The organism is Ammonicoccus luteus (assembly GCF_050880385.1).
Taxonomy (GTDB): Bacteria; Actinomycetota; Actinomycetes; order Propionibacteriales; family Propionibacteriaceae; genus Enemella.
On sequence record NZ_JBNZCI010000002.1, the window covers coordinates 444,130 to 469,537 of the forward strand.

Annotated in this window: 25 protein-coding genes, 1 tRNA gene and 1 riboswitch; of the genes, 5 read left to right on the forward strand and 21 right to left on the reverse strand. The window is 68.3% G+C overall.

What is annotated here, in order from left to right; genetic code table 11:
- Positions 1-8: 8 nt before the first annotated feature.
- The 4 genes from ACQ260_RS07415 to ACQ260_RS07430 all read right to left on the reverse strand — a co-directional run bounded on the left by ACQ260_RS07415 (position 9) and on the right by ACQ260_RS07430 (position 4,131).
- A complete protein-coding gene (locus tag ACQ260_RS07415; RefSeq protein ID WP_432558777.1) occupies positions 9-1,337 on the reverse strand; it encodes a TrpB-like pyridoxal phosphate-dependent enzyme in 1,329 nt (442 codons plus the stop codon).
- A gap of 45 nt (positions 1,338-1,382) precedes the next feature.
- On the reverse strand, positions 1,383-1,763 hold the full coding sequence (locus tag ACQ260_RS07420; protein ID WP_432558778.1) for a PNPOx family protein: 381 nt from the start codon (positions 1,761-1,763) through the stop codon (positions 1,383-1,385).
- Positions 1,763-2,170: a hypothetical protein gene (locus ACQ260_RS07425; protein ID WP_432558779.1), complete on the reverse strand. Its 408-nt coding sequence runs from the start codon at positions 2,168-2,170 to the stop codon at positions 1,763-1,765. Before ACQ260_RS07425 ends, ACQ260_RS07420 begins: the two co-directional genes overlap by 1 nt.
- Before the next feature lie 317 nt (positions 2,171-2,487).
- Complete coding sequence (locus ACQ260_RS07430; RefSeq protein ID WP_432558780.1) at positions 2,488-4,131, reverse strand: helicase HerA-like domain-containing protein; 1,644 nt, start codon at positions 4,129-4,131, stop codon at positions 2,488-2,490.
- Between the two features lie 99 nt (positions 4,132-4,230).
- On the opposite strand from ACQ260_RS07430, the gene ACQ260_RS07435 reads away from it, so the two are divergent.
- Together ACQ260_RS07435 and ACQ260_RS07440 are read left to right on the forward strand one after the other, a co-directional pair.
- A complete protein-coding gene (locus tag ACQ260_RS07435; RefSeq protein WP_432558781.1) occupies positions 4,231-4,524 on the forward strand; it encodes a type II toxin-antitoxin system VapB family antitoxin in 294 nt (97 codons plus the stop codon).
- Between the two features lie 70 nt (positions 4,525-4,594).
- A complete protein-coding gene (locus tag ACQ260_RS07440; RefSeq protein ID WP_432558782.1) occupies positions 4,595-5,116 on the forward strand; it encodes a LytR C-terminal domain-containing protein in 522 nt (173 codons plus the stop codon).
- Between the two features lie 178 nt (positions 5,117-5,294).
- Here ACQ260_RS07440 and ACQ260_RS07445 read toward each other — a convergent pair whose 3' ends face one another.
- The 5 genes from ACQ260_RS07445 to ACQ260_RS07465 all read right to left on the reverse strand — a co-directional run bounded on the left by ACQ260_RS07445 (position 5,295) and on the right by ACQ260_RS07465 (position 9,015).
- Complete coding sequence (locus ACQ260_RS07445) at positions 5,295-6,209, reverse strand: catechol 2,3-dioxygenase (RefSeq protein WP_432558783.1); 915 nt, start codon at positions 6,207-6,209, stop codon at positions 5,295-5,297.
- 208 nt (positions 6,210-6,417) lie between these two features.
- Positions 6,418-6,505 (reverse strand) — tRNA-Ser (locus tag ACQ260_RS07450).
- A 46-nt stretch (positions 6,506-6,551) separates the two neighbouring features.
- Complete coding sequence (locus ACQ260_RS07455; RefSeq protein ID WP_432558784.1) at positions 6,552-7,739, reverse strand: amino acid aminotransferase; 1,188 nt, start codon at positions 7,737-7,739, stop codon at positions 6,552-6,554.
- A gap of 81 nt (positions 7,740-7,820) precedes the next feature.
- A complete protein-coding gene (gene tadA, locus ACQ260_RS07460; protein WP_432558785.1) occupies positions 7,821-8,285 on the reverse strand; it encodes a tRNA adenosine(34) deaminase TadA in 465 nt (154 codons plus the stop codon).
- Positions 8,286-8,289: 4 nt separating this feature from the next.
- Complete coding sequence (locus tag ACQ260_RS07465; RefSeq protein WP_432558786.1) at positions 8,290-9,015, reverse strand: tRNA adenosine deaminase-associated protein; 726 nt, start codon at positions 9,013-9,015, stop codon at positions 8,290-8,292.
- Between the two features lie 131 nt (positions 9,016-9,146).
- Between ACQ260_RS07465 and ACQ260_RS07470 the strand changes: the two genes are divergently transcribed.
- From ACQ260_RS07470 to ACQ260_RS07480, 3 genes are all read left to right on the forward strand, one after another.
- Entirely contained in the window at positions 9,147-10,247 is a 1,101-nt protein-coding gene (locus tag ACQ260_RS07470; RefSeq protein ID WP_432558787.1) for a glutathione S-transferase family protein, read from the forward strand.
- A gap of 37 nt (positions 10,248-10,284) precedes the next feature.
- Positions 10,285-10,926: a uracil phosphoribosyltransferase gene (upp, locus tag ACQ260_RS07475; protein ID WP_432558788.1), complete on the forward strand. Its 642-nt coding sequence runs from the start codon at positions 10,285-10,287 to the stop codon at positions 10,924-10,926.
- A gap of 89 nt (positions 10,927-11,015) precedes the next feature.
- A complete protein-coding gene (locus ACQ260_RS07480; protein ID WP_432558789.1) occupies positions 11,016-13,097 on the forward strand; it encodes an elongation factor G-like protein EF-G2 in 2,082 nt (693 codons plus the stop codon).
- A gap of 298 nt (positions 13,098-13,395) precedes the next feature.
- Here the strand turns inward: ACQ260_RS07480 and ACQ260_RS07485 are convergent, their stop codons facing one another.
- The 12 genes from ACQ260_RS07485 to ACQ260_RS07540 form a co-directional block, all read right to left on the reverse strand.
- On the reverse strand, positions 13,396-14,424 hold the full coding sequence (locus ACQ260_RS07485; protein WP_432558790.1) for an ABC transporter substrate-binding protein: 1,029 nt from the start codon (positions 14,422-14,424) through the stop codon (positions 13,396-13,398).
- The gene (locus ACQ260_RS07490) at positions 14,421-15,401 is read right to left on the reverse strand and encodes an ABC transporter permease (RefSeq protein WP_432558791.1); all 981 of its coding nucleotides are present in this window, start codon (positions 15,399-15,401) and stop codon (positions 14,421-14,423) included. The genes ACQ260_RS07485 and ACQ260_RS07490 overlap by 4 nt, the downstream gene beginning before the upstream one ends.
- 115 nt (positions 15,402-15,516) lie before the next feature.
- Positions 15,517-15,645: riboswitch (FMN riboswitch) on the reverse strand.
- 87 nt (positions 15,646-15,732) lie between these two features.
- The gene (locus tag ACQ260_RS07495; protein ID WP_432558792.1) at positions 15,733-16,494 is read right to left on the reverse strand and encodes a transglutaminase domain-containing protein; all 762 of its coding nucleotides are present in this window, start codon (positions 16,492-16,494) and stop codon (positions 15,733-15,735) included.
- Positions 16,491-17,495: a protein phosphatase 2C domain-containing protein gene (locus tag ACQ260_RS07500; protein WP_432558793.1), complete on the reverse strand. Its 1,005-nt coding sequence runs from the start codon at positions 17,493-17,495 to the stop codon at positions 16,491-16,493. The genes ACQ260_RS07495 and ACQ260_RS07500 overlap by 4 nt, the downstream gene beginning before the upstream one ends.
- A 117-nt stretch (positions 17,496-17,612) precedes the next feature.
- Entirely contained in the window at positions 17,613-18,500 is an 888-nt protein-coding gene (locus ACQ260_RS07505; protein ID WP_432558794.1) for a hypothetical protein, read from the reverse strand.
- Between the two features lie 34 nt (positions 18,501-18,534).
- A complete protein-coding gene (locus ACQ260_RS07510) occupies positions 18,535-19,749 on the reverse strand; it encodes a hypothetical protein (RefSeq protein WP_432558795.1) in 1,215 nt (404 codons plus the stop codon).
- 60 nt (positions 19,750-19,809) lie between these two features.
- Positions 19,810-20,310, reverse strand: a complete 501-nt coding sequence (locus tag ACQ260_RS07515) for a hypothetical protein (protein WP_432558796.1) — start codon at positions 20,308-20,310, stop codon at positions 19,810-19,812.
- 34 nt (positions 20,311-20,344) lie between these two features.
- Positions 20,345-21,184 (reverse strand): hypothetical protein, encoded by an 840-nt coding sequence (locus ACQ260_RS07520; protein ID WP_432558797.1) that lies wholly within the window; start codon positions 21,182-21,184, stop codon positions 20,345-20,347.
- Entirely contained in the window at positions 21,181-21,573 is a 393-nt protein-coding gene (locus ACQ260_RS07525) for a hypothetical protein (RefSeq protein ID WP_432558798.1), read from the reverse strand. Before ACQ260_RS07525 ends, ACQ260_RS07520 begins: the two co-directional genes overlap by 4 nt.
- 67 nt (positions 21,574-21,640) lie before the next feature.
- Positions 21,641-22,516: a vWA domain-containing protein gene (locus ACQ260_RS07530; protein ID WP_432558799.1), complete on the reverse strand. Its 876-nt coding sequence runs from the start codon at positions 22,514-22,516 to the stop codon at positions 21,641-21,643.
- Positions 22,513-23,661 carry a hypothetical protein gene (locus ACQ260_RS07535; RefSeq protein ID WP_432558800.1) on the reverse strand — a complete coding sequence of 383 codons (1,149 nt, stop codon included), beginning with the start codon at positions 23,659-23,661 and terminating at the stop codon, positions 22,513-22,515. The genes ACQ260_RS07530 and ACQ260_RS07535 overlap by 4 nt, the downstream gene beginning before the upstream one ends.
- A gap of 152 nt (positions 23,662-23,813) precedes the next feature.
- Positions 23,814-25,394 carry a hypothetical protein gene (locus tag ACQ260_RS07540; RefSeq protein WP_432558801.1) on the reverse strand — a complete coding sequence of 527 codons (1,581 nt, stop codon included), beginning with the start codon at positions 25,392-25,394 and terminating at the stop codon, positions 23,814-23,816.
- Positions 25,395-25,408: the final 14 nt, after the last annotated feature.

Sequence of the window (25,408 nt, forward strand, 5' to 3'; positions counted from 1 at the left end):
TTCGGCGATCAGGTGTGGGCGAGGTCTCCGGCGAGATAAGAGGAGTACGCCGGCAGGTCCAGTTGGCCATGCCCCGAGAGCCCGATCACGATCGACGCGGACTCGTCCTCTGACTTCCGCGCCCTGGCATCGGCGAGGGCGCCCGCGATCGCGTGGCACGACTCCGGCGCGGGCACGAGCCCCTCGGTGCGGGCGAACAGGACACCGGCCTCGAATGCCTCGACCTGGCCGACCGCGGCCGCCTCGATGAGCCCCAGGTGGACGGTGTGCGAGAGCAGCGGCGCCATCCCGTGATAACGCAGTCCACCGGCGTGGATGGGGTCGGGGACGAAGTCGTTGCCGAGGGTATACATCTTCAGCAGCGGCGTCAGCCCCGCCACATCGCCGTGGTCGTAGTCGAAGCGACCCTGCGTCAGCGACGGGCAGGCCGCCGGTTCGGTCGCCACGAAGCGCGTGGTGGCCCGACCGGCCAGCTTCTCCGCCAGCAGCGGGAACGCAAGGCCGGCGAGGTTCGAGCCGCCGCCGGCGCAGCCATAGACCACATCGGCTTGCTCCTCGCCGAACATCGCGAGCTGTTTGAGCACCTCGAGCCCGATCACGCTCTGGTGCAGCACGACATGGTTGAGGACGCTGCCGAGGGCGTACTTCGCGTCCCCGTAACCCACCGCCGCCTCGATTGCCTCGCTCACGGCCATGCCGAGGCTGCCGGAGGTGTCGGGGAAGTCGGCGCGCATCTTCCGCCCGGCCTCGGTGAGCTCCGACGGGCTGGAATGCACGGTCGCACCGAATGTCTCCATGAGCATCCGGCGGTACGGCTTGCCCTCGAACGACGCCGCCACCTGCCACACCTCGCAGCCCATGCCGAACGCCGCGCACGCGAACGCGAGCGCGCTGCCCCACTGGCCGGCGCCGGTCTCGGTGGTGAGTCGCTGGACGCCCTCGATGGAGTTGAAGTACGCCTGCGGCACCGAACTGTTCGTCTTGTGGCTGCCGATGGGGCTCACGCCCTCGTACTTGTAATAGATCCGGGCGCTCGTGCCGAGCTCCGCCTCCAACCGGCGGGCGCGAATGAGCGGAGACGGCCGCCAGATCCGATAGACGTCCAGGACCGGTTCGGGGATGTCGATCCAGCGCTCGGTCGACAGCTCCTGCTCCGCCAGGCCACGCGGAAAGATCCCGAGCATGTCCTCGACCGTGAGCGGCTCGCGCGTGCCCGGGTGCAGATGCGGCGCCGGGGGCTCGGGCAGGTCGGGCACGATGTTGTACCACCGCCGCGGCAGTTCCGATTCCGGCAGTTGAGCCTTCACCAGGTTCGGAACGGCGTCAATCGAGGTCATCGTTGGGTCCTCTCGTCAGGCAACAGCGAGAGCCTATCCACGCGCTCAGCCGATGATGTTGATGACCACCGCACCCTCGGGGGTCTTGCCCCCGAACAGTTCCTTGGCACGATCGACGACGTTCGCGATGACGACCTTGCGGCCGTATTTCTCGGCCGTCAGCGCCTTGATCTCGTCGAACACCGATCCCGAAGCCACATATTCGGCGCGCCCCTCGAACAGCGGCTGCTCGAGATCGACCTTGCCGCCGCGATCGCAGATGCGGACGATCACGGTCGCCGCGGCCGGCAGGCGCTTCTGCAGGTCCGTGCCGTCCGCTGTCCAGACGCCGATCCGCCCATCGGCGAGCCGCACGACCCGCTCGACGGACTTGAGATCCGGGTTGAACGTCGTCAGGAGGATGTGCTCAGCAGAGTTCAGCCCCATCAGTTCTGCCCCCTGTCGGACGAGCTGGAGCCGCCCGGATCGTGGCGGTCGCCAGAGTCAATCGACTTCGGCTCGGCCGCGCGCTCGACCTCGGAGTCCGAGCCGCCAACGCGCTGGCGGATGGCTGCCTCACGCATGTCGCTGGCGTCCTGCAGGGCCTGCCTGCGGATCGACCGCTGCGATCTGGTGGGGAAACCGATGCCGATGCCGAGGATGAGCCCGCCGAGAGCGGCCACGGCGGCAGCGATCAACACGGTCGGAACCGGGTTGGTGGAGGTGGTGCTGCGCATCGAGTTGGCGATGGCCCAGATGTTGCGCACCTCGAGCCACGCGTCGAAGAGAAAATAGCCGCCCACGGCCAGGACGACGAGTCCGACCACGAGCAAGAGGCCCTTCAGGATCTTCATGGACAGCACTCTATTGGTGCCGACGGCTGCTCGGCGGATGCGTCAGGCTCAAGCGCTCCGGAGTCGCAGTCGGGCGCGACCTGATTTCCAAGATCACCGACCTCACGCCTGGTAAGGATGCCGTCCCTTTGGGGAGTGGGTCGACGTCCTCACCTTTTGACCCGCCCCACGGGTTCAAAGGGTGAGGACCTGACCCGCCCCACGGGTCAAAGGGTGAGGACTTGACCCGCCCCACGGGTCAAAGGGTGAGTGCCCGAACGCCTTCCCCAAAGTCCAAGGGATAGCTCACGGGTTTCCGTGTGAGTGATGGCGAGGACTCAGCGACGACGCCCGGTCCCGAAGATCGACCGGACGATCTCGCGCCCGGCGGTCCGAGCCATGTCCCGCACGACCGGGGACCCCATGACCTGCTCCAGGAACCCCTTGTCCTTGGAGCGGCTCCGGCTGGTCGATCGCGAGCGCTGGGCCGCCTGCGCCTCCCGCTCAGCGGCCCGTTCCGCAGCGGCCTGGGCCTTCGCGGCCTCCTTGGCGCGGGCCTCCTCGAGCTTGGCCTGCTCCGCCGCGGCCGCCTCGGCCTCCGCGGCACGCGCGCCCTCCTCGAGCTTCCGCGCGAGCATCTCGCGGGCGGAATCGCGGTCGATGGCTTCACCGTACTTCGCCATCAGCGGCGACGCCGCCACCCCGGCCCGGAGCTGGTCCTCCGGTGTCGGGGACATCAGTGATTGCGGCGCCAGGATGCGGGTCCACGCCACCGGGGTCGGCGCGCCGTCCGGGTCCATGACGGTGACGATGGCCTCGCCGATGCCGAGGGACTGCAGGACTTCGCCGAGGTCATAGTCGGACCTGGGATAGGTCGCGACGGTCTGCTTCAGCGCCTTCGCATCGTTCGGGGTGTGGGCCCGGAGCTGGTGCTGCACGCGGGACCCCAATTGGGCCAGGACATCGTCGGGGACGTCCTTCGGCGTCTGGGTCACGAAGAACACACCGACGCCCTTGGACCGGATCAGCCGGACGGTCTGGGCGATCGCATCGAGGAACGTCTTCGATGCGTCGTTGAACAGCAGATGCGCTTCGTCGAAGAAGAACACCAGCTTGGGCTTGTCGATGTCGCCGACCTCAGGGAGCGTCGAGAACAGGTCGGCCAGCAGCCACATCAGGAACGTGGAGAACACCGCGGGCTGGGCCTGCAGGTTCGGCAGTTCCAGCAGCGAGATGATGCCGCGCCCGTCGGTCGTCACGCGCATGAGATCGGCGGAGTCGAACTCGGGCTCACCGAAGAACTCCTCGGCGCCCTGATCAGCGAAACCGATCAGCTTCCGCAGGATGACACCCACGGTGGCCGCGCTGAGGCCGCCGATGTCCTTGAGCTCCGCCTTGCCCTCATCGGAGGTCAGATAGGTCAGCACAGCCCGCAGGTCCGACAGGTCCAGCAGGGGCAGCCCGAGCTTGTCCGCGTAGTGGAACACCAACTGCAGCGACGATTCCTGCGTGGCGTTCAGCCCCAGCACCTTGGCCAGCAGGATCGGCCCGAACGCGGTCACGGTCGCGCGGACGGGCACACCGATGCCGTTGCCGCCAAGCGCATAGAACTCCGTCGGGCACGCGGTGGCCTGCCAGTCCTGACCGAGGGCGCCGGCTCGGGCGAGCAGTTTCTCGTTGCCGTCGCCCGGGGAGGCGATCCCAGAGAGGTCGCCTTTGATGTCGGCGGCAAAGACGGGTACGCCAGCCGCGGAGATCTGCTCCGCCAGCACCTGCAGGGTCTTGGTTTTTCCGGTGCCGGTGGCGCCGGCGACCAGGCCGTGGCGATTGAGCATGCTCAGCGGAATGCGCACCGGGACGTCGGGCTGGGGCGTACCGTCCGCCATCAACACCCCCAACTGAATCGCCGGCTCATCAAAGGAATATCCGTCACGAATCGCGGCTGCGTGGGTCGACAGGGCCTCGGGCGCGGTGTCAGTCATGGCACAAGGTTGACATATCCGCCTGTGCCGAGCATTTCGGAGCCAAATCGTAATGCGGTGGCCGGGGAACCGGCGCTGCTTCTGACCTACAGTGGCCACGTGATCTTCAAGCGTGTTGGCGACACCCGCCCATACCCGGACCATGGCTATGTCCAGAAGCAGTGGGCCGCCATCGCACCGCACCAGGTGCGGTTGGACCAGTTGGTCACGACAAAGCGCACTCTCGATCTCGAAGCGCTGCTGGAGGAGGACTCCACCTTCTATGGCGACCTGTTCGCCCATGTCGTGGCCTGGCGCGGTGAGCTTTATCTGGAGGACGGTCTGCACCGTGCACTCCGAGCCGCCCTGCAGCAACGGCAGACGATGCACGCTCGGGTGCTGGAACTGAAGTAGGATCGACGGGCATTCGCGTCGTTCGACGCGGGAATTCCGCCCTGCCCAGCGGACCGAGGGAGAACGCATCGTGGACTATGGCCGGATCTGGCGCATTGCCAAGACCCCCGTGATCCTGCTGTCCCTCCTGGCGTTGGTCGCGGTGGCCTGGTTCTGGGGCTATCGGGCCGTGACCGCTCCGCTGCCGCCGCCCTACGTCGCGCCGTGCGTGGAACAACCTGTGCCCGACGGCAAACTGAAGTCCGAGATGATCTCCGTGCGCGTGCTCAACGCGAGCAACAAGCGCGGCAAGGCCGCCGAGGTTTCCCAGCAGCTGAAGCGGCAGGGTTTCAAGGTGACCCGGGTGGGCAACGCCGATGAGAACCAGGCGAAGTCCGTCGTCATCGGCGGTTCCGCGGACTCGCCTGAAGTCGAGCTGGTGGCGGCCCAGTTCAGTGGTTTCGAAACCGAGGGCGACAACCGCAAGGACCGCAGCGTCGAGGTCCGCATCGGGCAGAACTACGAGTCGATGATCGGCGATGCGCCGACCGAGCTCCAGATCGACGGCACGACGATCTGTCTCCCGCAGGCACCGACTGCCGCGCCCGTCTGATCCGACAGCCGGCGCAAAACCCGGGTCGCACATCCTGAGTTCCAAGGGCTCACTCGTCGCTGCTCGTCGGATTCGCTGACGTCTCCCGAGTGCTCCGAACGCCAAAGGGCGCCACCGCTGTCGCGGTGACGCCCTCCGGGTGTCTGGATCCTGGCGCCGGACTTGCCGACGCGGCCGATCAGGTGAAGACCGTGGTGAAACGCTCGTTGAGCTCGCGGTCGATGTAGAAGATGCCCTTGCCGAGCATGTCCGGGGTCCACTTGACGCACGGACGGTCGGCATAAGCGTGGTAGCCACCGGCGAAGACCTCGTTGCGGTTGCCCGACGGGTCGAAGAAATAGATGGTGGTGCCACGGGTGATGCCGTGCTGGGTCGGGCCGATGTCGACAGAGACCTCGTCCATCGAGAACAGCGAAGCCGCACGGCCAACCGCGCTCCAGTCGGAGAGCTGGAAGGCGAAGTGGTGCAGCTTGCCCTGCGGGCCCTTGATGATGGCCATGTCATGGACCTTCATCGAGGTGGACAGCCACGAGCCGATGATGTCGGCATCGTCGTCGAGGCTGGTGACGACCTGCTCAGCCGCGAAGAAGTCAAAGACGTCCTCGAAGAACTTGTTGGTCGTGTTCGGGTCCTCGCAGGAGATCAGCGCGTGGTCGATGCCGGGAACGCCGACGCCGACCAAGTCACGCGGGAAGACCTCGGGGTTGATGAAGCCGACATCGTTTCCGGTGACGGTCATCTCGTTGTAGAGCTCGAAGACGTGGTCACTCGGGGAGGTGATGCGGATGCCGTCGCCGACCTCATGGGTCTCGCCCTTGCTCATGCGCTCGACGCTCGCGCCGAAGGTCTTGGCCTTCTGCTCGAAATAGTCGAGGTCCTCAGGCGTCTTCACCTTGAAACCGAACTTGGTCACGCCAACGCCCGTGGGATCGAGGACGACGCTGTGGTGCTCCCACTCGTCCCAACCCCGGTAATAGGCCTTGCCGTCCTTGTCCTCAACGTGACGCATGCCCAAGGTGCGCTCGTAATGCGACTTGGCTTCCTCCATGTCGGTGACGCGGATCTCCGCGTACCCCATTCGAAGAATGCCCATACTCAAGCTCCTTTGCCCGTTTTCTCTGAGGCCCGGCAGGACCCCACTGCTTCTTCTTCGTAGCGGGCTTCTGCCCCCTCAGAACTATGACTCTATCCTCACGACACAATCGCCTGACAAGGCGGCCCGTTCCGCGTGCCGGAACGTGAGACGGAAGTGACGCCGGACACAGAAACTCCCCGGGATTGTTGTCCCGGGGAGTTTCACTTGGCGGTGACGGCGGGATTTGAACCCGCGGTAGGTCGCCCTACACTCGCTTTCGAGGCGAGCTCTTTCGGCCGCTCAGACACGTCACCGCCGACAAAGGTAGCAAGCGGGGACCGTGTTGCGCCAATCGGCGAATCACCACACCTGGGCGATGGCCTCGACGACACCGGGCAAGTTGCCTTCGTTCAGCGCGGCCACGCAAATGCGGCCGGAATCGAGCCCATAGATGCCGAACTCCTCACGCAACCGCACCATCTGATCCTTGCTCAGACCGGAATAGGAGAACATTCCGTTCTGCGCGACGATGTAGTCCGCATCCGCACCCGGATTCGCTGCCACCAGACCGTCCCGCAGGCCGGCGCGCATCGCCTTGATGCGATCCCTCATGGCCCCGAGCTCGGATTCCCAGAGCTGACGGAGTTCCTCGTCACCGAGCACGTGCGCGACGATCTGCGCGCCATGGGTGGGCGGGTTCGAATAGTTCGTGCGGACGATGATCTTCAGCTGGCTCAGCACACGCTTCGCCTCGTCGGCGTCGGCGCAGACGACCGACAGCGCGCCGACCCGCTCGCCATAGAGGCTGAAGGTCTTGGAGAACGAGGTGGTCACGAAGACCGGGATGCCCGCGCCCGCGAAGATGCGCACCGCGGCGCCGTCCTCGCTGATCGAGTGCGCAAAGCCCTGATAGGCCATGTCCAGCAGCGGCACGAGACCGCGCTCGACGACGACGTCCCGGACCTGCTCCCACTGCTCCGGCGTCAGGTCATAGCCGGTCGGGTTGTGGCAGCACGCATGCAGGATCACGATCGTCCCGGCGTCCGCGGCCTTGAGCGCGTCGAGCATGCCGGCGAAGTTGACGGACCGGGTCGCGGCGTCATAGTACGGATAACTCGCCACCGTGAACCCCGCCCGCGTGAACAGCGCCTTGTGGTTCTCCCAGCTCGGGTCGGAGATCAGCACGGGCGCGCTCGGATCGGCCTGGTGGAGGAAGTCCGCGGCAACCTTCAGGCCACCGGTGCCACCGAGCGCCTGCACGACCGCAACCCGCTCACGCGGCACGGTGTCGGCGAACACCAGTTCGGCAACGGCGTCGTCATAGGTCTTCAACCCATCAATGGGGAGATAGCCCCAGGGCTTGCGGCTCTCGGCGATCAGCTCATCGGCGCGGCGTACGCACTCCAACAACGGCACCTTGCCGTTCTCGTCGGTATAGACCCCGACCCCCAGATTCACCTTGGCCGCACGGTCGTCGGCATTGAAGGCCTCGGTCAGGCCGAGGATCGGGTCGCGGGGGGCAAGTTCGATATTGGTCAGCACACTCACACTGCTGATCTTCTCACCCGTCGCCTGCGGGCGCTGCTCCTGCTCAGGGAATCGCGCTCGCGTTCTGACCCGCGGGGCGGGTCAAGAAGGCACGCCCCGCTGTCCGTCGAAGAACTCGTGCAGGGGTGCCGCGCACTCGTCGGCCCGGATCCCGCCGATCACCTCGGGACGGTGGTTGAGCCGGGGGTCCCGGACGACGTCGAAGAGCGAGGCGATGGCGCCCGCTTTCGGGTCGTACGCCCCGAACACCACGCGCTCCACCCGCGCGAGGACGAGCGCGCCGGCACACATCGTGCAGGGCTCGAGCGTGACGACCAACGTATGCCCCGTCAACCGCCACTCGCCCACCGCCGCCGCTCCGCGCCGCAGGGCCAGCACCTCGGCATGCGCCGTCGGGTCCCCGGTGAGCTCCCGCTCGTTGTGCCCGACGGCGACGATGTTGCCGGCCTGATCGAGCAGGACGGCGCCGATCGGGACGTCACCATGCGCAGACGCTGCGTACGCCTCCACCAACGCCCGATCGAACGCCGCGTCCCATCGCGTCATGGCCTCAGCCGAACGAATCGGCCGCCTTGCGGAACGCCTGGCCGACCGCGATCCGCTCGGCGATCTGGGCGAGGATCTCGTCGGAGTTGTCGTCGAAATTGTTGCAGTACGCCTCCATGGCCAGATCACTCACCCCGAGATCCGCCAGCAGGCCCAAGTCACCCATCGGCTCGGAGTCGTCATCCGGATCCGGGATCTCGTCCACGCCGAGGAAGTCGGCGACATCGCGAGCAATCGGCCAGTCGCCCGCCGCGGCGGCGTCGGACAGCATGGCCTGCACGTTGCGGCCGCGGACGCGCACGATGACGAACAGATCGCCGACCAGCGACACCATCCCGATCGCCCCCGCATCCGCCGGTTGGCGCCGCAACTGGGTGATGAGCTCATCGAGATCGTTGGCGAGATCCTTGGTCAGCGCGGTCGCGATCGGCAGGCCGTCCTCGCGATAGATCGCGACCACGAGGTCGATCTCGTCCTCCCCGGCGTCCTCGAGGTCGTCGAAGTCGTCATCATCGTCATCGTCATCGTCATCGTCGTCATCGTCGTCGTCGTCGTCGTCGTCGTCGTCGTCGTCGTCGAGATCATCGTCATCGAGGTCGTCGTCATCGTCATCTCCGTCGATGTCGAAATCGTCGAGATCATCGGTGTACGCCGCCAGATCGGAGCGCGGATCGTCCTTCTTGCGCGACAGATCGAACGACTCGTAGTCCTCGTTGTCCATATCCGTCATGACGCCCTCCTGAGTCCCCACAGCCCGCGCTCGACAGACCGGCTCCCATGGTGTCAGACCTCGGTGCCCGACACACCCCCGGGTTGACCCCCGACACAGGCCCCGGGAGAGGCCGACCTAGGCTGCCGTCCATGACCGAGCGCACTCCTCAACAGGCGAGTTACGTGACCGGACCGGAATACGAACGGGATACGACGTACATCGACGATCGCATCGTGGCCGACGCCTCTCCGGGCCGGGACGAGGCAGGCCGCCGGCTGTGGCCGGCAGAGGCAGGACGCTATCGGCTCGTGGCCGCGCGGGCGTGCCCGTGGGCCAACCGGACGATGATCTCGCGGCGCCTGCTCGGGCTGGAGGATGCGATCTCCCTCGGCGTCCCGGGCCCGACGCACGACGAGCGCTCTTGGCTGTTCGACCTCGACCCCGACGGCAAGGACCCGGTGCTGGGCATCCATTGGCTGCGGGACGCCTATGAGGCCCGGGTGCCCGACTATGCGAAGGGCGTGACCGTGCCCGCGATCGTGGAGGTCGCGAGCGGTGCGGTCGTGACGAGCGACTTCGCGCAGATCACCTTGGACTTCGCCACCGAGTGGACAGCCTTCCACCGCGACGGGGCGCCCGAGCTCTATCCGGATGCGCTGCGCGATGAGATCGACGAGGTGTCGAAACGCGTCTATACCGAGGTCAACAACGGCGTCTATCGGTGTGGCTTCGCCGGGTCGCAGGAGGCGTACGAGGCGGCGTACGACCGCCTCTTCACCGCACTCGACTGGCTTGAGGACCGGCTGGCCACCCAGCGCTATCTCGTCGGCGACACCATCACCGAGGCGGACGTGCGCCTGTTCACCACACTCGCGCGGTTCGATCCGGTCTATCACGGCCACTTCAAGTGCAACCGGCAGCGGCTCATCGAGTTCCCGGCCCTGTGGGGTTATGCGCGCGACCTGTTCCAGACCCCCGGATTCGGGGACACGACGGATTTCGTGCAGATCAAGCAGCACTACTACGTGACCCACGGCGACATCAATCCGACCCGGATCGTGCCGAAGGGCCCGGACAACGCGAACTGGTTCTCGAAGCACCACCGCGAGGAACTGGGGGGTCGCCCGTTCGGCGACGGCACCCCGCCCGGTCCCCCGCCGGTCGCCGAACAGGTGCCGGATGAGCGGTATGTCGGTGTGCCCACCGCCGAGGAAACCGCCCGGGCGCTCGCCAGCGCGGACGAGGACTGACCTGCGCAGCCGGGGGCCGTCACAGTACGCTGCCGCCGTGGACGTGACCGTTGTCGACCACCCGCTGGTGGCGCACAAGCTGACCATGCTGCGCGAGCAGGCGACACCGACGCCTGTGTTCCGGGAGCTCACCGCAGAACTCGTGACCCTGCTCGCCTATGAGGCCACCCGCGAGGTCCGGGTGCGTGAGCACACGGTGCAGACGCCGGTGGATCGGGCATTGGGGGTGCGCCTCCTCGATCCACCCCCGCTCGTCGTGCCCATCCTGCGCGCCGGGCTGGGGATGCTGGACGGCATGCTGCGCCTGATCCCGACGGCGGAGGTCGGCTTCGTCGGCATGATCCGCAATGAGGAGACGTTGGAGCCGGTGACGTACGCCGAACGCCTCCCCCACGATCTCTCCGGCCGGCAGTGCTATGTCCTCGACCCGATGCTGGCCACCGGCGGCTCGCTGGCGGGCACGATCCAGTTCCTCGTGGGCCGCGGGGCGGACCACATCACCTGCATCTGTCTGCTCGCGGCGCCCGAAGGTGTCGCCCGCGTGAGTTCACTGCTGCACGATCTCGAGGTGCCGTGCCATCTGGTCGTGGCGGCGGTGGATGATCATTTGAACGATTTGGGCTATATCGTCCCGGGGCTCGGCGACGCCGGCGACCGGCTCTATGGAGCGGCCGAATAGTTCGGCGGCGGTGACCCTCGCCGACCAGGTGGCGAGCACCACACCACACCTCTCCCCGTGAGGCGGCAAGTGGCCATAGTGTGACCTTCATGAGAGCGAACGACGGCAACCCGGTTAACACTCCTTCCCGTCCAGGGCAGATCCGCAACGTCGTCCTGGTCGGGCCTTCAGGAGCAGGCAAGTCGAGGATGTTCGAGCAGTTGCAGACGGGACCCACCACCAAACAGGGGCGGGACGACCGGGACTCGACCACCGCACTGTCGCTTGCCGCGATCGGTCTCGACGACGACGTCGTGCTCAATCTGCTCGACACTCCCGGTCACCCGGACTTCGTCGGTGATGTCCGCGCCGGCCTGCGGGCCGCCGACGCCGCATTGTTCGTGGTCTCGGCCTCCGACGGCGTGGACGAGCCGACGCGTCTGCTGTGGGAGGAGTGCCGCGCGGTGAGCATGCCGCGCGCTGTCATCGTGTCCAAGCTCGAGGAAGCGCGCGCGGACTGGGCCGCCACGGTCGCCATGTGCCAGCGTGTTTTCGGCGAGGCCCACCCCGTGTGTCTGCCCGTGGTGGAGAACGACGATCTCGTCGGCGTGCTCGACCTCGTCGAGCCGCGCTTCACCGGCGCGGACGGCCAGGTGCGGGACCTCGAGGGTGACGAGATCGACCTCGTCGACGAGGCCCGGGCGACGCTGCTGGAGTCGGTGATCGAGACCTCCGAGGACGAGGACCTGATGGAGGTCTATCTCGAGGGTGGCGAGATCAAGCTCGACGACCTGCTCGAGGATGTCCGCACCGCCGTGCGCACGGCGCGCTTCTTCCCGGTGATCCCGGTGCACACGCCCACCGGCGTCGGCGTACCCCAACTGGAGCGCATGTTCATCAAGGGCTTCCCGTCGCCGCTCGACTCGCCCCTGCCGACGGTCACCACGCCCGACGGCGGTGACTTCGGCGAGGTCACCTGCGACCCCGACGGCCCGCTGGTGGCCGAGGTCATCCGGACGACAACCGATCCCTATGTCGGGCGCCTCTCGGTGGTGCGGGTCTTTTCCGGCACCCTCCGCCCCGACGACCAGGTGCACGTCTCGGGTCACCTCTCCCAGTTCGCCGGCCGCTCCGTCGGCCATGGCGACCACGACCTCACCAGCGAACGAGTGGGACCGCTGTCGATCCCCGTGGTGACCGACAACCAGCCGATGCCCAACGCGGTCGCCGGTGATATCACCGTCGTGAGCAAGATGGCCAACGTCGAGACCGCCGACACGCTGTCCGACAAGGACCGCCCCGCGCTGGTCGAGCCGTGGGTGCTGCCCGAGCCGCTGCTGCCGGTGGCGATCCGGGCTGCCCGGAAGACCGACGAGGACAAGCTCGCCGTGGCCCTCGGCCGCATGGTCGCCGAGGACGTCACCATGCGCATGGAACAGAACACCGAGACGCACCAGGTGGTCCTGTGGACCATGGGCCAGGCGCACATCGACGGTCTCGTCCAGCGTCTCGCCGAACAGTTCCACGTCCAAGTGGAGACGGAGCCGCTGCGCACGGCGCTGCGAGAGACGTTCGTCCGCAAGGTCAAGTCCACCGGCCGGCTGGTGAAGCAGTCGGGTGGTCATGGGCAATACGCGGTCTGCCAGGTCGAAATCGAACCCCTCGAGCGGGGCGCCGGTTTCGAGTTCGTCGACAAGGTTGTGGGTGGCGCGGTGCCGCGTCAGTTCATCCCGTCGGTGGAAAAGGGCGTGCGGGCCCAGATGGAGAAGGGTGTGCTGCTCGGCTATCCGATGGTGGACGTCCGGGTGACCCTGTTCGACGGCAAGGCCCACTCGGTGGATTCCTCCGACATGGCATTCCAGAACGCCGGCGCCGCAGCGCTCAAGGAGGCCGCGAACGCATCGACCGTGACGCTGCTCGAGCCCATCGACGAGGTCGCGATCACGATCGCGGACGAATATCTGGGTGCGGTCATGGCGGACCTCCGCGGCCGCCGTGCCCAGGTGCTCGGCACCGGCACGGGCGAACTGCAAGGCTATTCGGTGGTGTACGCGGCAGTTCCCGCCTCGGAGCTCTCCCGCTATCCGATCGATCTGCGGTCAGTAGCCCACGGCACCGGGTCCTTCACCCGCGAGTTCGCGCGCTATGACTATCTCCCCCCGCAGATCGCGGCCCAGATGGGCAAGGAGTAAGAGCGGCCCGATGGGCAAGAAGTAAGAGCGGCCCGATGGGCAAGAAGTAAGAGCGGCCCAATGGGCAAGAAGTAAGAGTCGGACGCTGAAACCCCAGAAGACTAGCTGAAACCCCCACTGCAACGGAGGTTTCACGATGCCTTCTGGGGTTTCACGAAGTCTTCTGGGGTTTCAGGCCTTCCCTGCTGGGGTTTCACGAAGCCTTCTGGGGTTTCAGGCCTCCCCAACGGGGGTTTCACGAAACCTTCTGGGGTTTCAGGCCTCGAGGAGAGGCCCGTGACACTTTGGCGCGGGAGCCTCAGGCCGGGACGATCTCCGTGGTGTAGCACTCCGGCGCCTCGACCGGCCCGTTGAGCAGCTCCATCTGCGTGAGGAACGACGCCATCGATTCCCAGGTCTCGGCGTCCTGACGCCCGAACGTCGCCGCGTCCCCGAACAGCGGGATCGTCGCCTCCAGCGTCGCGAGCGCGGACTGCCGCTGTTCTTCCGCCGCGAGGCCCGGGACGTGCTTCTCCGCCAGGCTGACGGCTCCCGCCGGGTCCGCGATGATGTCGGTGACAGCCTTGGCGACCGCCTCCTGCAGCTTCTTCACGTCATCGGCCCGCGACTGGAGGACCGTGTCCGTGGTGCCGAGGCCGACGCCGACGAGGGGCGGTTTTCCAGCGGTGATGGGCAGCGTACGCACCGCAACCCCAGCCGCCTGCAATCGCACCGCGTCGTTGTTCACATAACCCATGACGCCATCGACCTGGCCGGAGCTGAGGGCCGCCTGCTGCGTATAGCCGATGTGCTTGACCTCGACCTCCTGGTCGGTCAACCCGGCCTGCTTGAGCAGCGCGAGCAGCCCGAACCAGGTCTCCCCGAACGGCCCCGGCACCCCGACGCTCCGACCCTTGAGGTCCGCGGCGGTCCGGATCGGTGAGTCCTCGGGCACGACGAGGACGACGGGATATTCCTGATAGTAGGTCGCCACGCTCACCAGTGGCACGCCCTGTGAACGCGCCTGCATGAACTCGGCGCCGCCGGCATAGACGAGGTCCTCCTGCCCGGCCTGGATGGCCCCGAACAGCTGCTCGTTCGCGCCGTGGTGCCGGAGGGTCACATCCAGCCCGGCGTCGGTGAAGTATCCCTTCTCCGCCGCCACATAGAACGGCGCGAACTGGATGTCGGGGGTGTACGTGAGCCCCAGAGTGAACTTCCCGCTCCCCGCCTGCTCACCCTGCACGCCCGGTTGTGCAGCGGGCTCCTGGGTGCAGGCGGCCGCGCCGAGTCCGGCGGTGAGGAGGCCGGCAGCGGTGACGGCGCGGAGGAAGTGACGGCGGTTCATGCGGCTCCTGTTTCGAGGGCGTACGCGCGGGTTTCGCGAGGTGTGACAACGCGCCCGGGTTCTGGACGGTTGAGGACGGTGATGCGGGTGAACGTGTCCCGCGCAAGGTTCGGCAGCGGGGTGTTCGCAGGCTCGGTCCGGGCCGGCGCCCCGGCCGTGGCGCTGGGGGCCTTCGCCACGCGGACGCGGTCGGCGGCCACCGGACGCATGGGGTCGGTCAGCGACTCGACGACGAGCATCGCCATATAGATGACGATCGCGATGAGGCAGAGCATGACCAGGGTGGCGAACAGGCCGGTGGTGTCCACCGACATCGACTGCACCGACAGGACCATGCCGAGACCGTGGCCACCCATGACGAGTTCGCCGACGACCGCGCCGGTCACCGAGAGCGTGAACCCGTTGCGCAGACCGGTCAGCACTGCCGGCAGCGCCAAGGGCCATTCGATGAACCGCAGCATCGACAGGCCACCGGCGCCGTCGAGCTGCGCGGCCTCGAGCACTTCCTTGTCGATGGTCCGCAGGCCGAGCACGGTCGAGAGGACGACCGGGAAGAACACGAGCAGCGCGCAGAGGAGCATGATGGGCAGCAGGCCATAGCCGACCCAGATGACGAGCAGCGGCGCGATTGCGATGGCGGGAATGGCCTGGGACGCGGCCAGATAGGGCGAAACCGCAGCCTCGGCGATGCGGGCGCGGGCGATCAGATATCCCATCGGCAGCGCCACCCCAGCGGCCAACAGACAGCCGAGGAGAGCCTCGAGCACCGTGATCCCCGCGTACGTCAACAACGACCCCGACGCGAAATCCGCCGCAAAGCGGGCGAAGACCTTGCCGGGGGGCGGCAACAGGGTGGGGGCGACCGCACCGGAGACGGTCGCAAGGTGCCAGGCGAGCAGGACCAAGGCGCCCAACACGAGTGGTGCCAGCACGCGCACCGACAGCCGCAACCGCGGATGGGTGATCTGAGTGGTCATCCTGCTCCCCTCGCCGTGTGCGTCGGGGTCAGGACGGATGCAATACACCAAACAGCGCCGTCGTGGCGCGGGGTGCTGCCGGTCACGGCCTGCACGCCCATGGCGTATGCAAACGTCTGTGCGCCTCCCATCCGGACTTTAACCGTCGGTATCGGAATTCCACCGATTCAACCAATCCCCAGGTGGGGCTTGGGTCGCGGACTATCACCGCCGGTTCGGACTTTCACCGACCCCGGAGCACTGTTTGCTGTGTCCAGCATAACGCTGTGCCACCCGGAGTGCATTCCCGGGGTTCCATCATCCAGAACTTCCGATGGTTCGGCGGCCTGCGTCAGGTCAACGTGTAGCGCACCGCCAGCGGGTGTGCCTGCGCGAGCACGCGATAGCGGCGATGCAGGTCGACGATCCGCGCATCCAGTCCGTCGATCTCCCGCCTCGTCGCGGTCCGGCTCGCGACGAGCGCATTGCGCCGTGCGACGAGGGGGCTCAGGATATCGAGGATCGCGTACGCCTCGCTGGTCCGCGCATAGTCCACGCGCGCGACGTCCGGGGCTCGGTGGGTCTCGCGCAGCAGTCCTGCCCGCTGCAGGGCCTCCTCCCGCTCCACGGTGGTGAGGAAATAGCGCTTGCGGAAATCCGGGTCCGACCGGACCCTCTCCGGCACGCGGGCGCCACCGAGGAACAGCTCGGCGCTGTTCCAGGTGACGTCGACCACCCACCAGCGCCCGGCAATCAGCACCTCGTTCCACGCGTGGTTGAGTCGGGCGGAGCGCAGCGACCGGACGGTGTGCCCGCGCTCCGCGGCTAGTGCCTCGAACAACGCTGTGAAGTCCTGACACACGCCCCGACCGATACGCAGCGTTTCTGCCGGGGTCTGATGGCGGTCCGCCCGGCGGGCGGCGGCCCCCACCCGGGACCGGTCATAGCGAACGTGGTCGATCACATAGTCGTTGAGCCGCGCCAACTCCTGCCAAGTTGCCACCGGAATGTCCGCCGGCCGGGGCTGCACGGGGACGAGCACATAGCGGCCGGCGCCGATCATGATGCGTTTGGATGAGGGTACGCTCCGCCGCACGACTCGCGCCCCGCTCACGTCGACTCCGGTTCGGTCTCCGCAGCGGTGTCCGTCTCGGCGCCGGCATCCGTGTCGGCAACCGTCTCGATTCCGGCTTCCGTGTCGACGGCTGTCTCCGCGTCGGCGGCCGGTCCGTCCAACGCTCCGTTCCATAACGCGACGACCGTCTTGTCGTCGTGATAGGCGGTGAACGACAGGTCCACGACGAACGGAAGCAGCTCGCGCGGGCCTTGGCCCCAGCGCGCGGCCAAGTCGGCTCCGAGCGAACCCGCCCCATCGCCCAACGGGGTCGTGAACCCATCGCTCGCGAGGACGAGCACCGCGCCCGCGGTCAGCGTGGTCGCCATCGTCCGCGGCGCGTCCGCCCGGTCCGGCACCCACGTGTGAACGACATTGCCCGGCCCGTCGTCGTCGGACATCACGGGGGTCCACCGGGCCGCCGCCGGATCGAGGACCAGTGCCGGCGAGTCCCCCACCGCGTGGAGGACGACATGGCGCGTCTCCCCGCCGGCGCGCTCGACCGCCGCGACGGTCAGCGTCGTCCCGAGCGAGGTCGCGGGCGCCGCCAGGCGACCGGCCTGCGCCTGCACCGCCTCGACGGCGACGCGCATCGTCGCGGGACCGTCGGTGGGGTCCAGTGACTCTGTCTCGACGGCTTGCGCAACCGCGGTGACCGCGGCTGCAGCGCCGTGGTGGGAGTGCGCTTGGCTGCCGATCCCGTCGGCCACGGCCAGCACGACCCAGTCCTGGTTCACGGCGACCGCGAACGCGTCTTGGCGCGGCTCGTCGAACATCTCGTGCGCGGTCCCGCGAAAGGACACACCGCGGACGCTGAGAGCATCGATCTCGCGGGTGGCGGCGACGAGATCCGGCGGGACAGGAAACCAGGCCGTGATCTCGGGCACGGCGTTCCTCTCGGGTACCGCGTTCGTTTCGGGCACGGCGTTCCGCTCGGGCGCCGCGTTCGTTTCGGGCACGGTGGTCTCGGGCAAGGTTGTCTGGGACGAGGACTGTTTCATGCAGTGGAGGGCGGGCGTGGCCCGCCGCTGGGTGACAGCACGCTCGGACAGACGAACCGCCCCGCCCCGAGCCCCGGCTGGGCTCAGAGCGGGCCGCGGCCCTCCGGGCGGCCGCTCTCACGGGTTTCTCTGATAGGCGACCAGTTCGCCGCCGGAGGCGGAAACGACCGCGGACCAGAACCGGCGTACCCCCGCCAACTGCTCGGCCGACATCTCACCGGTGTCCCACCCGATCCCCGCGCCATAGATCTCCACCCGGGTGCCCGCCAGATCGCAGAGCTGACCGGACGCGCGCAGATCGATGACGTGCTGCCCGATGCTCGCGTCATCGAGCGGAGCACGGGTGAGCACGAACGGTTCCCGGTTGTTGATGCCGTCGGTCAACAGCACCAAACGCTTGGGTTCGTGGCCCTTGAGCAGATCGCTCGCCACACAGAGCGCGCCGACGATGTCCGTGCCACCCTGCTGTTCGGGTGCGGCGAGAATCTTGTCGTTCGCCTCCTCGACCACCCGGTCGATCTCCTCGCGGACGAGCATGTCGTCGCGCTCCGCGTTGCCGGTGAGCTTGAGACGGCGCAGGTCGGTGGTCGCGGGGGTCACGGTGCCGGTGCTGGTCTCCCCGGAGATCAACGCGATGTTGAGCTTGGCCCGATCGGCCGCCGCACAGCTCTCGGCCCGGCCTGGGAGCCACTCGCGATAGGTCTGGGTCATCGGGCTGGCGCTGCCCTGTGCGTCCACGGCGATCACGCACCCGGCTTGGGGCCCCGGATCGGGTCTCCAGGCCAGGATGACGACCAGGGCGACGACCACGAGCGGGACGCTCACCCACAGCCACTTGGTGATCGGCGGCTTGGGGGTGGGCTGATGGACGACGGTGCCGGGCGTACGCCCCGGGTTTCGCCGGGTGCCGGGCCTGTGGCCGCTGCTGCGCTGGATGCCGGACGTGCGCCCGCGGCGCGGCGGGTGTGCAGGGTTGGGACGCCCATAACGGTTGACGGTGGCCATTTTCACTCCTCTGGGATCGGTCTGGTGATCGGGGTCAGAGCGGGATCACGAACCCCGCGACCCAGTCGGGGTCGCCGACCCATTGGGTCTCGGCGGGCGGGTCGAACTGCGGACGCGGCAGCAGCTCGAGGAAGTCGGCCGACTCCACGTGCTGGGCCTCGAGCAGCGCTCGGCCGAGTCCCTCGCTGTGTTCCTGGACCGCTGCGGCGTACTCATGCGCGAGCGCCGCCCTCGACGGGACCAGCCAGGCGCCGGCGTCGAACTCGGCGAGCGCGGCCGCCCACTCCCTCGTTTCGTCGAGCGCCTCGGTCACGTCCTGGGATTCGGACCGGAGCTGCGCGATGTGCTGCTCGGTCGCCCGGATCTCCTTGACCCGAGGGTTGTGGGCCATCCAGCCGTGCAGCATGGCGACGCCCTGGACGAGCCCTTGGACCGCTGCATAAAGGGCGGCCCCCGCCCAGCGGTCCAGCGTGGCCAGTGAGTCGTCGCTCGCCGACAGGCGGATCCCGACGACGGCGACCAAGAAGAGGAGGGCGAAGATGCCGAGCAATACGATCCCGACGGTCAACGCCCGGCGCTGCCGGGGCGGGCCTTCATGGGCGAGCCGTTCGTGGAGCAGGCCCCCGAGGTGCCAAGAGCCATAGCCGATCGTCAACACCGCGAGGGCGGTCAGCCCGCCCGAGGTGCGGGGATCCGCGACGAAAACATGCGCGACGACCGGCTGGAGGGCGAACCACTCGACGATAGCCCCGGTCGCGATGCCCAGGACCAAGAGGGTGCTGACCGCGGCGGCGGCCCGCGGATATTTGAGCTGCGGCTCGGACAGCTCGGCCCGCTGGTCTGCCAGGTCCTGCTCGGCGCGCGAGATCTCTGCGGTGCGGCGATCCCGTTCATTGGTCAAGTCGGTGATGCGCCCGTCGGCGGTCTCGCTCAGGGATGCCAGCGCGGCCGGCTGGGCATCCCGCCAGCGCGACCAGTCGTGCATGTCGGCCGCGAAATAGTGCTGGAGGCGTTCCCACAGCGGCAGCTGCCAGAGCGGACCGCCGGGCCGCGGGATGCCGAGGCGAGCGTTCTCGGCGATTTCGGTCGCCCAGTCGATCTCGCCGAGCCTGGACTCGGGCAGCGGCTCGACCCCGAACGGAAGCCCGTCGGAGCCGTCGGTGACGGCCAGGTCGGCGGAGTCGATGTCATCGGAGGTGGGCCGGGTGCCGAAGATCCTTCGCACCCATTCGGACAGCGATGGGGTCATGGTCCTTCAGGCGCCGGTGCGGCGGTTGCGGGCGACAGCAGCAAGCCGCCCGCCGAGCACTCACGCGACCGGATCGGGTGGGATCACGACCACATCCGGCGGGACCGTGAACTCGGTCGGCTCCAGCGTGATCCGACGATCCCGATGCAGTTCGTTCGCTGCCCGCCACACGGCGTCCGCCGCCCGCACCTGGTGGGTGAGGGCCTCGACGGCCTCGAGAAAGGCGTCGCACAGGCGCGCGCGTTCGTCCGCGAAGCCCAGCGCCTTCGCCTGGAGTGCCTTGAGGACCGCGGCCTGGCGCGGATCCCGGTTAGCTCCGGCCTCGACCTCGAGGATGAGCCGCTGGTTGTCTGCCCGGCGTTGGTGCAGACCCTCGAGCGCGTCCAGGAAGTCCTGCCGTTCGACCCGGAGGGTGCCCTGCCAGACGGCGTCGAGGAGGGTACGCACACTCGCCGGCCCGTCGGGTTTGCGGGGTTCGTTGCGGCTGCCCTCCGTGGCTCCCAGCCATTGCCAATATTCGATGTTGAACGGGTCGTCGTCGGGTCGGGTGACGGTCCTCATAACGCTCTCCTTGGTTGTCTCAGCAGATTGCCCCTCAAAGCCCGCGGGCCCGGAGCCCCTTGGCCAGGTGCCGCAGGACGGGCAGCCAGTCGCCGGCGCTGGGGCGTACGCTCAGCTGCTGGAGACCCGCGGTGACGAGATCCGCGGCTGCTCGGCTGACCGGCGGATGGTCGGGCACCAGGAGGTTCTGAGTGCTCAAGTCGATCGGGCCCTCATAGCAGAAATAGAGACGCAGGAACGCGAGCGCGAGCTTGAACTCGTCGCGCTCACGCCCCTCCACGCCGGGCCAGGGGCAGGACCACTGGAGGGTCTGGGCAACGTCCAGCGCTCGCGGTCGGCCTTGGACCTGGGCCGCGTCGCAGTCGATGACGAACAGATTGGGCGCGGTGCCGCCGGTCCACAGGGCGTTGGCGGCGGACAGGTCGCCATAGACCACCCCGTTGCGGTGGAGCACATCGAGCACGGTTGCGAGCTGGATCATCAACTGCACGGCGGCCCGGGGCGGTGGGGTCGTGAGTCCCGCGAACCGTGCAGAGTCCTGCAGATAGGCCCACGAAAGATCGCGCGGCAGCCTCTTGCCCTCGACGGTGTGCCAGAACGGGTCCGGGGCCCGTTTCATGATGATGCCGAAGGTGCCGTCCTCACAGTCGACGATCTCCTGGGGCCACGCGGTGTGCTTGGCGATAATCGCGCCGTCCTTGGGCGGCAGGCCCGCGCGCCAGTCGACCAGCGCCACCAGACCTGCCTCGTCGACCGTGACCTCCGGCCGATAGCGCTTGACCAGGTGCTCTGGATCGTCCGGCAACTCGAAGACGTCGCCTTGACCGCCGCCGCCGAGCCGCGGTCCCACCTGCAGTGTCGAGATCTTGATCATGTCCGGGGAGGCTCCCCGTCGGCGCCGGGAGGCGACAGGAAGCCTGCCCTCGACGCGCGCGCAGCATCGAGCTCCGCGACCTCACCCGCGAACTCACCCGGGAGCCCGCGCGGGATCGTCGACGGATCGCGCTCGGCAGCCTTGACCAGGGGCAGGAGCAGCGTCACCGCCCGGATCTCATCCGGGGTGAGCCGCCGAACGTGTCCGCGGTCGAGTTCGTGCTCATAGCCGCGGCCGCTGGCGAGCTCGAGGGTGATGCGCCGACTGCCGAGGCGGAAGGAATGGATCGGTCCGGTGATCAGCAGATCGGCGGCCGCAGGGGCCGCCGGGAACAGGGGAATGACGGTGGCGGAGGTACGCACGCTGCGCGACCTCAACGTGGGATTCATCGGGAGACCCTTCTCGACCGGCGCACCCGTGGGGCCGAACGGTGTCGACCCCACGAGTGCCGCCGGATCAGTCGATGGTGGTTCCGATGGGACCCATGCGCACCAGGCCCGCCGTGGCCGGGTCGGCGTCGGGGTCGACCGGGGTGACCGCGGTCGCCGCGTCGGGATCGGCTGCCTGGCCGGCCGCCGTCACGGTCGCCGACACCATGCTCCGCAGGATGACCTGGAGGATCTTGTCGAACATCGTGGCGGGGTCCTGGCCCTGCGCGGCGAAATAGGCCAAGCCCTCGTCCGCGATGCTGCGGATCGTGTGAGGGTCTGCCTGTCGATAGCCGAAGGCGAACACGTTGGGTCGCCACGTCCGGGACTTCAGCTCCCCCAGCACGCCGTGCCAGTCCGGACCGGTGTTGTGCTCGGCGTCAGTCACGAAATAGACCGATGGCCGAAAGACCTGACGTCGGCGGCCGTCCGCCGTCCGGCCGAGCTCGGGCAGCTCACGCCGATAGGCGGCGAGCGTCTCGGTGAAAGCTGCATGGAAGTTCGTGCCGGACCCACGCGGCGCGATCTCCGGCATCCGGACCTCCGGGTCCGCGACCCGCACCAGACCCAGGTCGGTGCTTGCCGTGTCGGCAAAGGTCACCATCCCGAGATAGGCGTTGGAGCTGGTCATGGCGTTCTGCCGCAGGTTCACCCGCAGCTGTTCCAAAGCTCCCCCGGCCCTGCCGAGATCCTCGGCCATCGACCACGAGACATCGAGCACGATCAGACCCGGGACCGCGATCCCGACCTCACCGACCGCGGCCGGCCCATCGAGCATGACCGCCGAGCCGGCGGGGCTGAGACCATCGACACCTGCGCCACTGCCGGGGACGCTTCCGTTCCAGTTGTTATCCATGTCCAACGAGGCGGGCCGCAACCCCGGCCAGGCGACAGCAGGCGTCACGATGCGACGTATTCGTCCACGCCGGCGGCATCCTGGATCAGGTTCACGACCAGATCCCGAACGCCGTGCAACAGGAAACCCTTTCGATTGAGCTCGTTGCGGCGCGCCGAGAGCATCGCGAACCAGCCGGCGTCGGGATGGTCGGAGACCGCGTCCGCTACCTGCACGAGATCCACCCGCACCGGGACGCGCCCGCCCGGGTACAGCCCCCAGGTGTCCGGTGCGGCCTGCCGCAGACCCCAGAAGCACACCAGCAGGGCGTCCTCGGCAAACAGCTGCCGCACCGCCTCGGCCGTCAACCGGTCGATCGGCCGCCCGTCCTGAGTCGCCTGCGGCGCCTCTGCCCCGGCGCAGCCCATCGCCAGGACGCGCTGGGCGGCGGCGATCGTGAGCGCCAGCTTGGCCCGGGACGTTCCGGCCCGGACGCCGGCCAGCCGCGCAGGCGCGCTGTCGGCAAGAGCCACCGCCGCTGCCGCCCAGATCACTGCCTCCACACCGAGACCGTCCGCGGTGGTGACGCCCTGCTCGAGGCGGGTCAGCCCAGCGTCACCGGCATCGTCCCAATGCTCGTTCAGCGACGTCACCCGCTTCCCGTCCGGCCCTTTGCCGGCCGCGTCGAACGAGTCCGCCGCATCGAGCAATCGCCACCGCACGTTCCTGCGCACCACGTTCCAGGACGCCCACGCCGGCGTACTCCCCCTCAACTCCCCCAGCGGCAGCAGCCGGTGACACAGCAACACGATGGCATCGTCGACCGCCGCCTCCTGATCATCCTCCGGCAGACGCCGGAAGTGGGACCGTGCATAGTCGAGGGCGAGAGACCGGGTCGCGCGAAAGGCGCTCGCTCGCCACGCCGGGTCCAGGAGCACCAGGTCGGTCCACCACCAGCCGTTGACCCGCCGCGCGAAGTTGACCACCTCGGCGGTGTCGGCGCTGGTCGGCAGCGTGAAATGGGTGCAGGGGTCCCACGCAGCGGTCAGCGCTGCATCGATGCGACTGGCCGAGATGCCCGCCTCCTCGGCTGCGTCGTGCAGGGTCGGCATCCCCTCCCGCAGTGCCTTCTCAAGCCTGCTGATCAGCTCGCGCTTCGAACCCGCCTCGGGCCCGAACTCCTCCGGCCACAGTCCGCCAAAGTCCACCGACATTGCTTTTCCTCCCCAGTCGCTTGCTGGGGAGTTCCACTTCCGGATCGCGTGCCGGAGGGGAGTCGGTGGTTCGGGTGGCTCGGCGTGGAGGGTGGGATTCCGTGGTGGACGCTCGGCAGGTCCGGCCCGTCAGGGCTGGTGGGGGGCGGCGGTCAGAGCTGGACGACCTCGATCCCGACGTCCTGCACGAACCGCAGGATCTGGCGGACAATATGGCGGTCGTATTCCTTCGCGCCCTCGGTCACCGCTTCGCCCTCGGGTCCGTTCCACGGCTTCATCCATTGATGGTCCTCGGCCCCGTTGCGGCGCTGATGGATCGCCCAGCGGCGGTGCTCCAGTTCCGCGAGCCTTTCGTTGCGCTCAACGTCGAGCACCAACTGCCCGGCCTCCGCGGCAGCCGGTTGCCAGGTCAGCCCCAGCACCGCGTGGCAGACTGCAGCACCGACCAGCACCGCACGGTTGCCGGCGCGTTCGAACTCCGTCAGCTGATCCCACAGCGCCCCCGCGAGCGGGGAGCCCGTCGCGTTGTCCGTCTCCGCGCTGACGTCCTGATAGGCCAGGTGCACCAAGGGGGCCAGCCGCTCGACGTCACCGAAGGTCAACAGCGCCCGATAGTCCTCCGGCCGCTGCAGCGGCCGGCCGGCCCGAGCGACGATGCCGGGCAGCAGATAGGCCAGCTCGATCGCCGTCTGCCGCGCACCCTGGTCATCCTCGACCCGCAGGGCGCGCAGGATCTCCCGCGCCATCGCGAGCAACTCGTTGGGGGTCAGGACGACGGGTTCGGCGCGCAGCGCGCGGTCGGCGTACGTCAATGCACCCGCCGCCAGGATCTCCGGCAGAGCCGCGGCGACCGCAGACAGTTGGTCCTGCAGCGGGGCGGGCTGCTCCTCGAAGGGCAGCGGAGCACCGCCGTCGGCGTACGCCGCCTCCGCGAAGATCGGCACCTCCGGCCGCGTGACCAGCGAGCTGGGTGCGCTCACCCACGCGACCTCGGCGAACAACTCCTCCAGCACCGGGTCGCCGGACCCTCGCGCCACGGCACGCCGCAGCGACCCGAGATCGAACACGTCGGTCCCCGGCACGGGGGGCCAGGGTGCGGCGTGCTCCAGGAGTACGCCGACCCGCGCGTCGGGCACGTCCGCGCCGATGGCAACGCCGAGACTCATCGCCACATCGGCCGCCTCGAGCGCGATCAGCACCGTCGGCCCCACCGGGTCGCCCTTCCTCCGCGCCGGCGCCTGCCAGGCCCGCACGAGTTCGCGAATCCGGCGGACCACGGGCACCGGACGCAGCGGCAACTGCGACCAGGTGAGCCGCCCCTGCGGCCCGACGACGATCTCCGCCTCCTGCGCCCACGCGGGATCGGTCCCGACACAGTGGACCTCCAACGGCTGCCCGGGATCGGCCCAGCCCTCGACCATCGCCGCCACGAGGTGCCGCGCGATCCTCCCGTCACCGATGACGATCGGCGACGGGGCGACCGTGGAGCGGGGTCGTGGCGGCAACTCGGCCGCGACCCGGCGTGCCACCGCGGGCAGCCAGGCGACCGAGGCCGCCACCTGGGGTGTGTCCCGGAAGATCGCCGCCAGCTCCGGTTCCCCGAACACGAGGATGACCGGCTCGTCCGGGTGCTGGCTGCGCCATGCCTCGAAGTCGTTGACGACGGTGGCATCGTCGCCACTCGCGATCACGTGCATCGGGTCGGGGACGGTGCTCGTGGACGGGTCTGCCATGGCGAGTCTCCTCA

Excerpts from the sequence above, each read along its gene's own strand:
- ACQ260_RS07485 (WP_432558790.1), bottom strand. The coding sequence starts at position 14,424 with ATGAACCGCCGTCACTTCCTCCGCGCCGTCACCGCTGCCGGCCTCCTC.
- ACQ260_RS07500 (WP_432558793.1), bottom strand. The coding sequence starts at position 17,495 with ATGAAACAGTCCTCGTCCCAGACAACCTTGCCCGAGACCACCGTGCCC.
- ACQ260_RS07425 (WP_432558779.1), bottom strand. The coding sequence starts at position 2,170 with ATGAAGATCCTGAAGGGCCTCTTGCTCGTGGTCGGACTCGTCGTCCTG.
- ACQ260_RS07525 (WP_432558798.1), bottom strand. The coding sequence starts at position 21,573 with ATGAATCCCACGTTGAGGTCGCGCAGCGTGCGTACCTCCGCCACCGTC.
- ACQ260_RS07480 (WP_432558789.1), top strand. The coding sequence starts at position 11,016 with ATGAGAGCGAACGACGGCAACCCGGTTAACACTCCTTCCCGTCCAGGG.
- ACQ260_RS07535 (WP_432558800.1), bottom strand. The coding sequence starts at position 23,661 with ATGTCGGTGGACTTTGGCGGACTGTGGCCGGAGGAGTTCGGGCCCGAG.
- ACQ260_RS07505 (WP_432558794.1), bottom strand. The coding sequence starts at position 18,500 with ATGGCCACCGTCAACCGTTATGGGCGTCCCAACCCTGCACACCCGCCG.
- ACQ260_RS07445 (WP_432558783.1), bottom strand. The coding sequence starts at position 6,209 with ATGGGCATTCTTCGAATGGGGTACGCGGAGATCCGCGTCACCGACATG.
- ACQ260_RS07465 (WP_432558786.1), bottom strand. The coding sequence starts at position 9,015 with ATGACGGATATGGACAACGAGGACTACGAGTCGTTCGATCTGTCGCGC.
- ACQ260_RS07430 (WP_432558780.1), bottom strand. The coding sequence starts at position 4,131 with ATGACTGACACCGCGCCCGAGGCCCTGTCGACCCACGCAGCCGCGATT.
- ACQ260_RS07515 (WP_432558796.1), bottom strand. The coding sequence starts at position 20,310 with ATGAGGACCGTCACCCGACCCGACGACGACCCGTTCAACATCGAATAT.
- tadA (WP_432558785.1), bottom strand. The coding sequence starts at position 8,285 with ATGACGCGATGGGACGCGGCGTTCGATCGGGCGTTGGTGGAGGCGTAC.
- ACQ260_RS07415 (WP_432558777.1), bottom strand. The coding sequence starts at position 1,337 with ATGACCTCGATTGACGCCGTTCCGAACCTGGTGAAGGCTCAACTGCCG.
- ACQ260_RS07470 (WP_432558787.1), top strand. The coding sequence starts at position 9,147 with ATGACCGAGCGCACTCCTCAACAGGCGAGTTACGTGACCGGACCGGAA.
- ACQ260_RS07510 (WP_432558795.1), bottom strand. The coding sequence starts at position 19,749 with ATGACCCCATCGCTGTCCGAATGGGTGCGAAGGATCTTCGGCACCCGG.
- ACQ260_RS07520 (WP_432558797.1), bottom strand. The coding sequence starts at position 21,184 with ATGATCAAGATCTCGACACTGCAGGTGGGACCGCGGCTCGGCGGCGGC.
- ACQ260_RS07540 (WP_432558801.1), bottom strand. The coding sequence starts at position 25,394 with ATGGCAGACCCGTCCACGAGCACCGTCCCCGACCCGATGCACGTGATC.
- ACQ260_RS07490 (WP_432558791.1), bottom strand. The coding sequence starts at position 15,401 with ATGACCACTCAGATCACCCATCCGCGGTTGCGGCTGTCGGTGCGCGTG.
- ACQ260_RS07420 (WP_432558778.1), bottom strand. The coding sequence starts at position 1,763 with ATGGGGCTGAACTCTGCTGAGCACATCCTCCTGACGACGTTCAACCCG.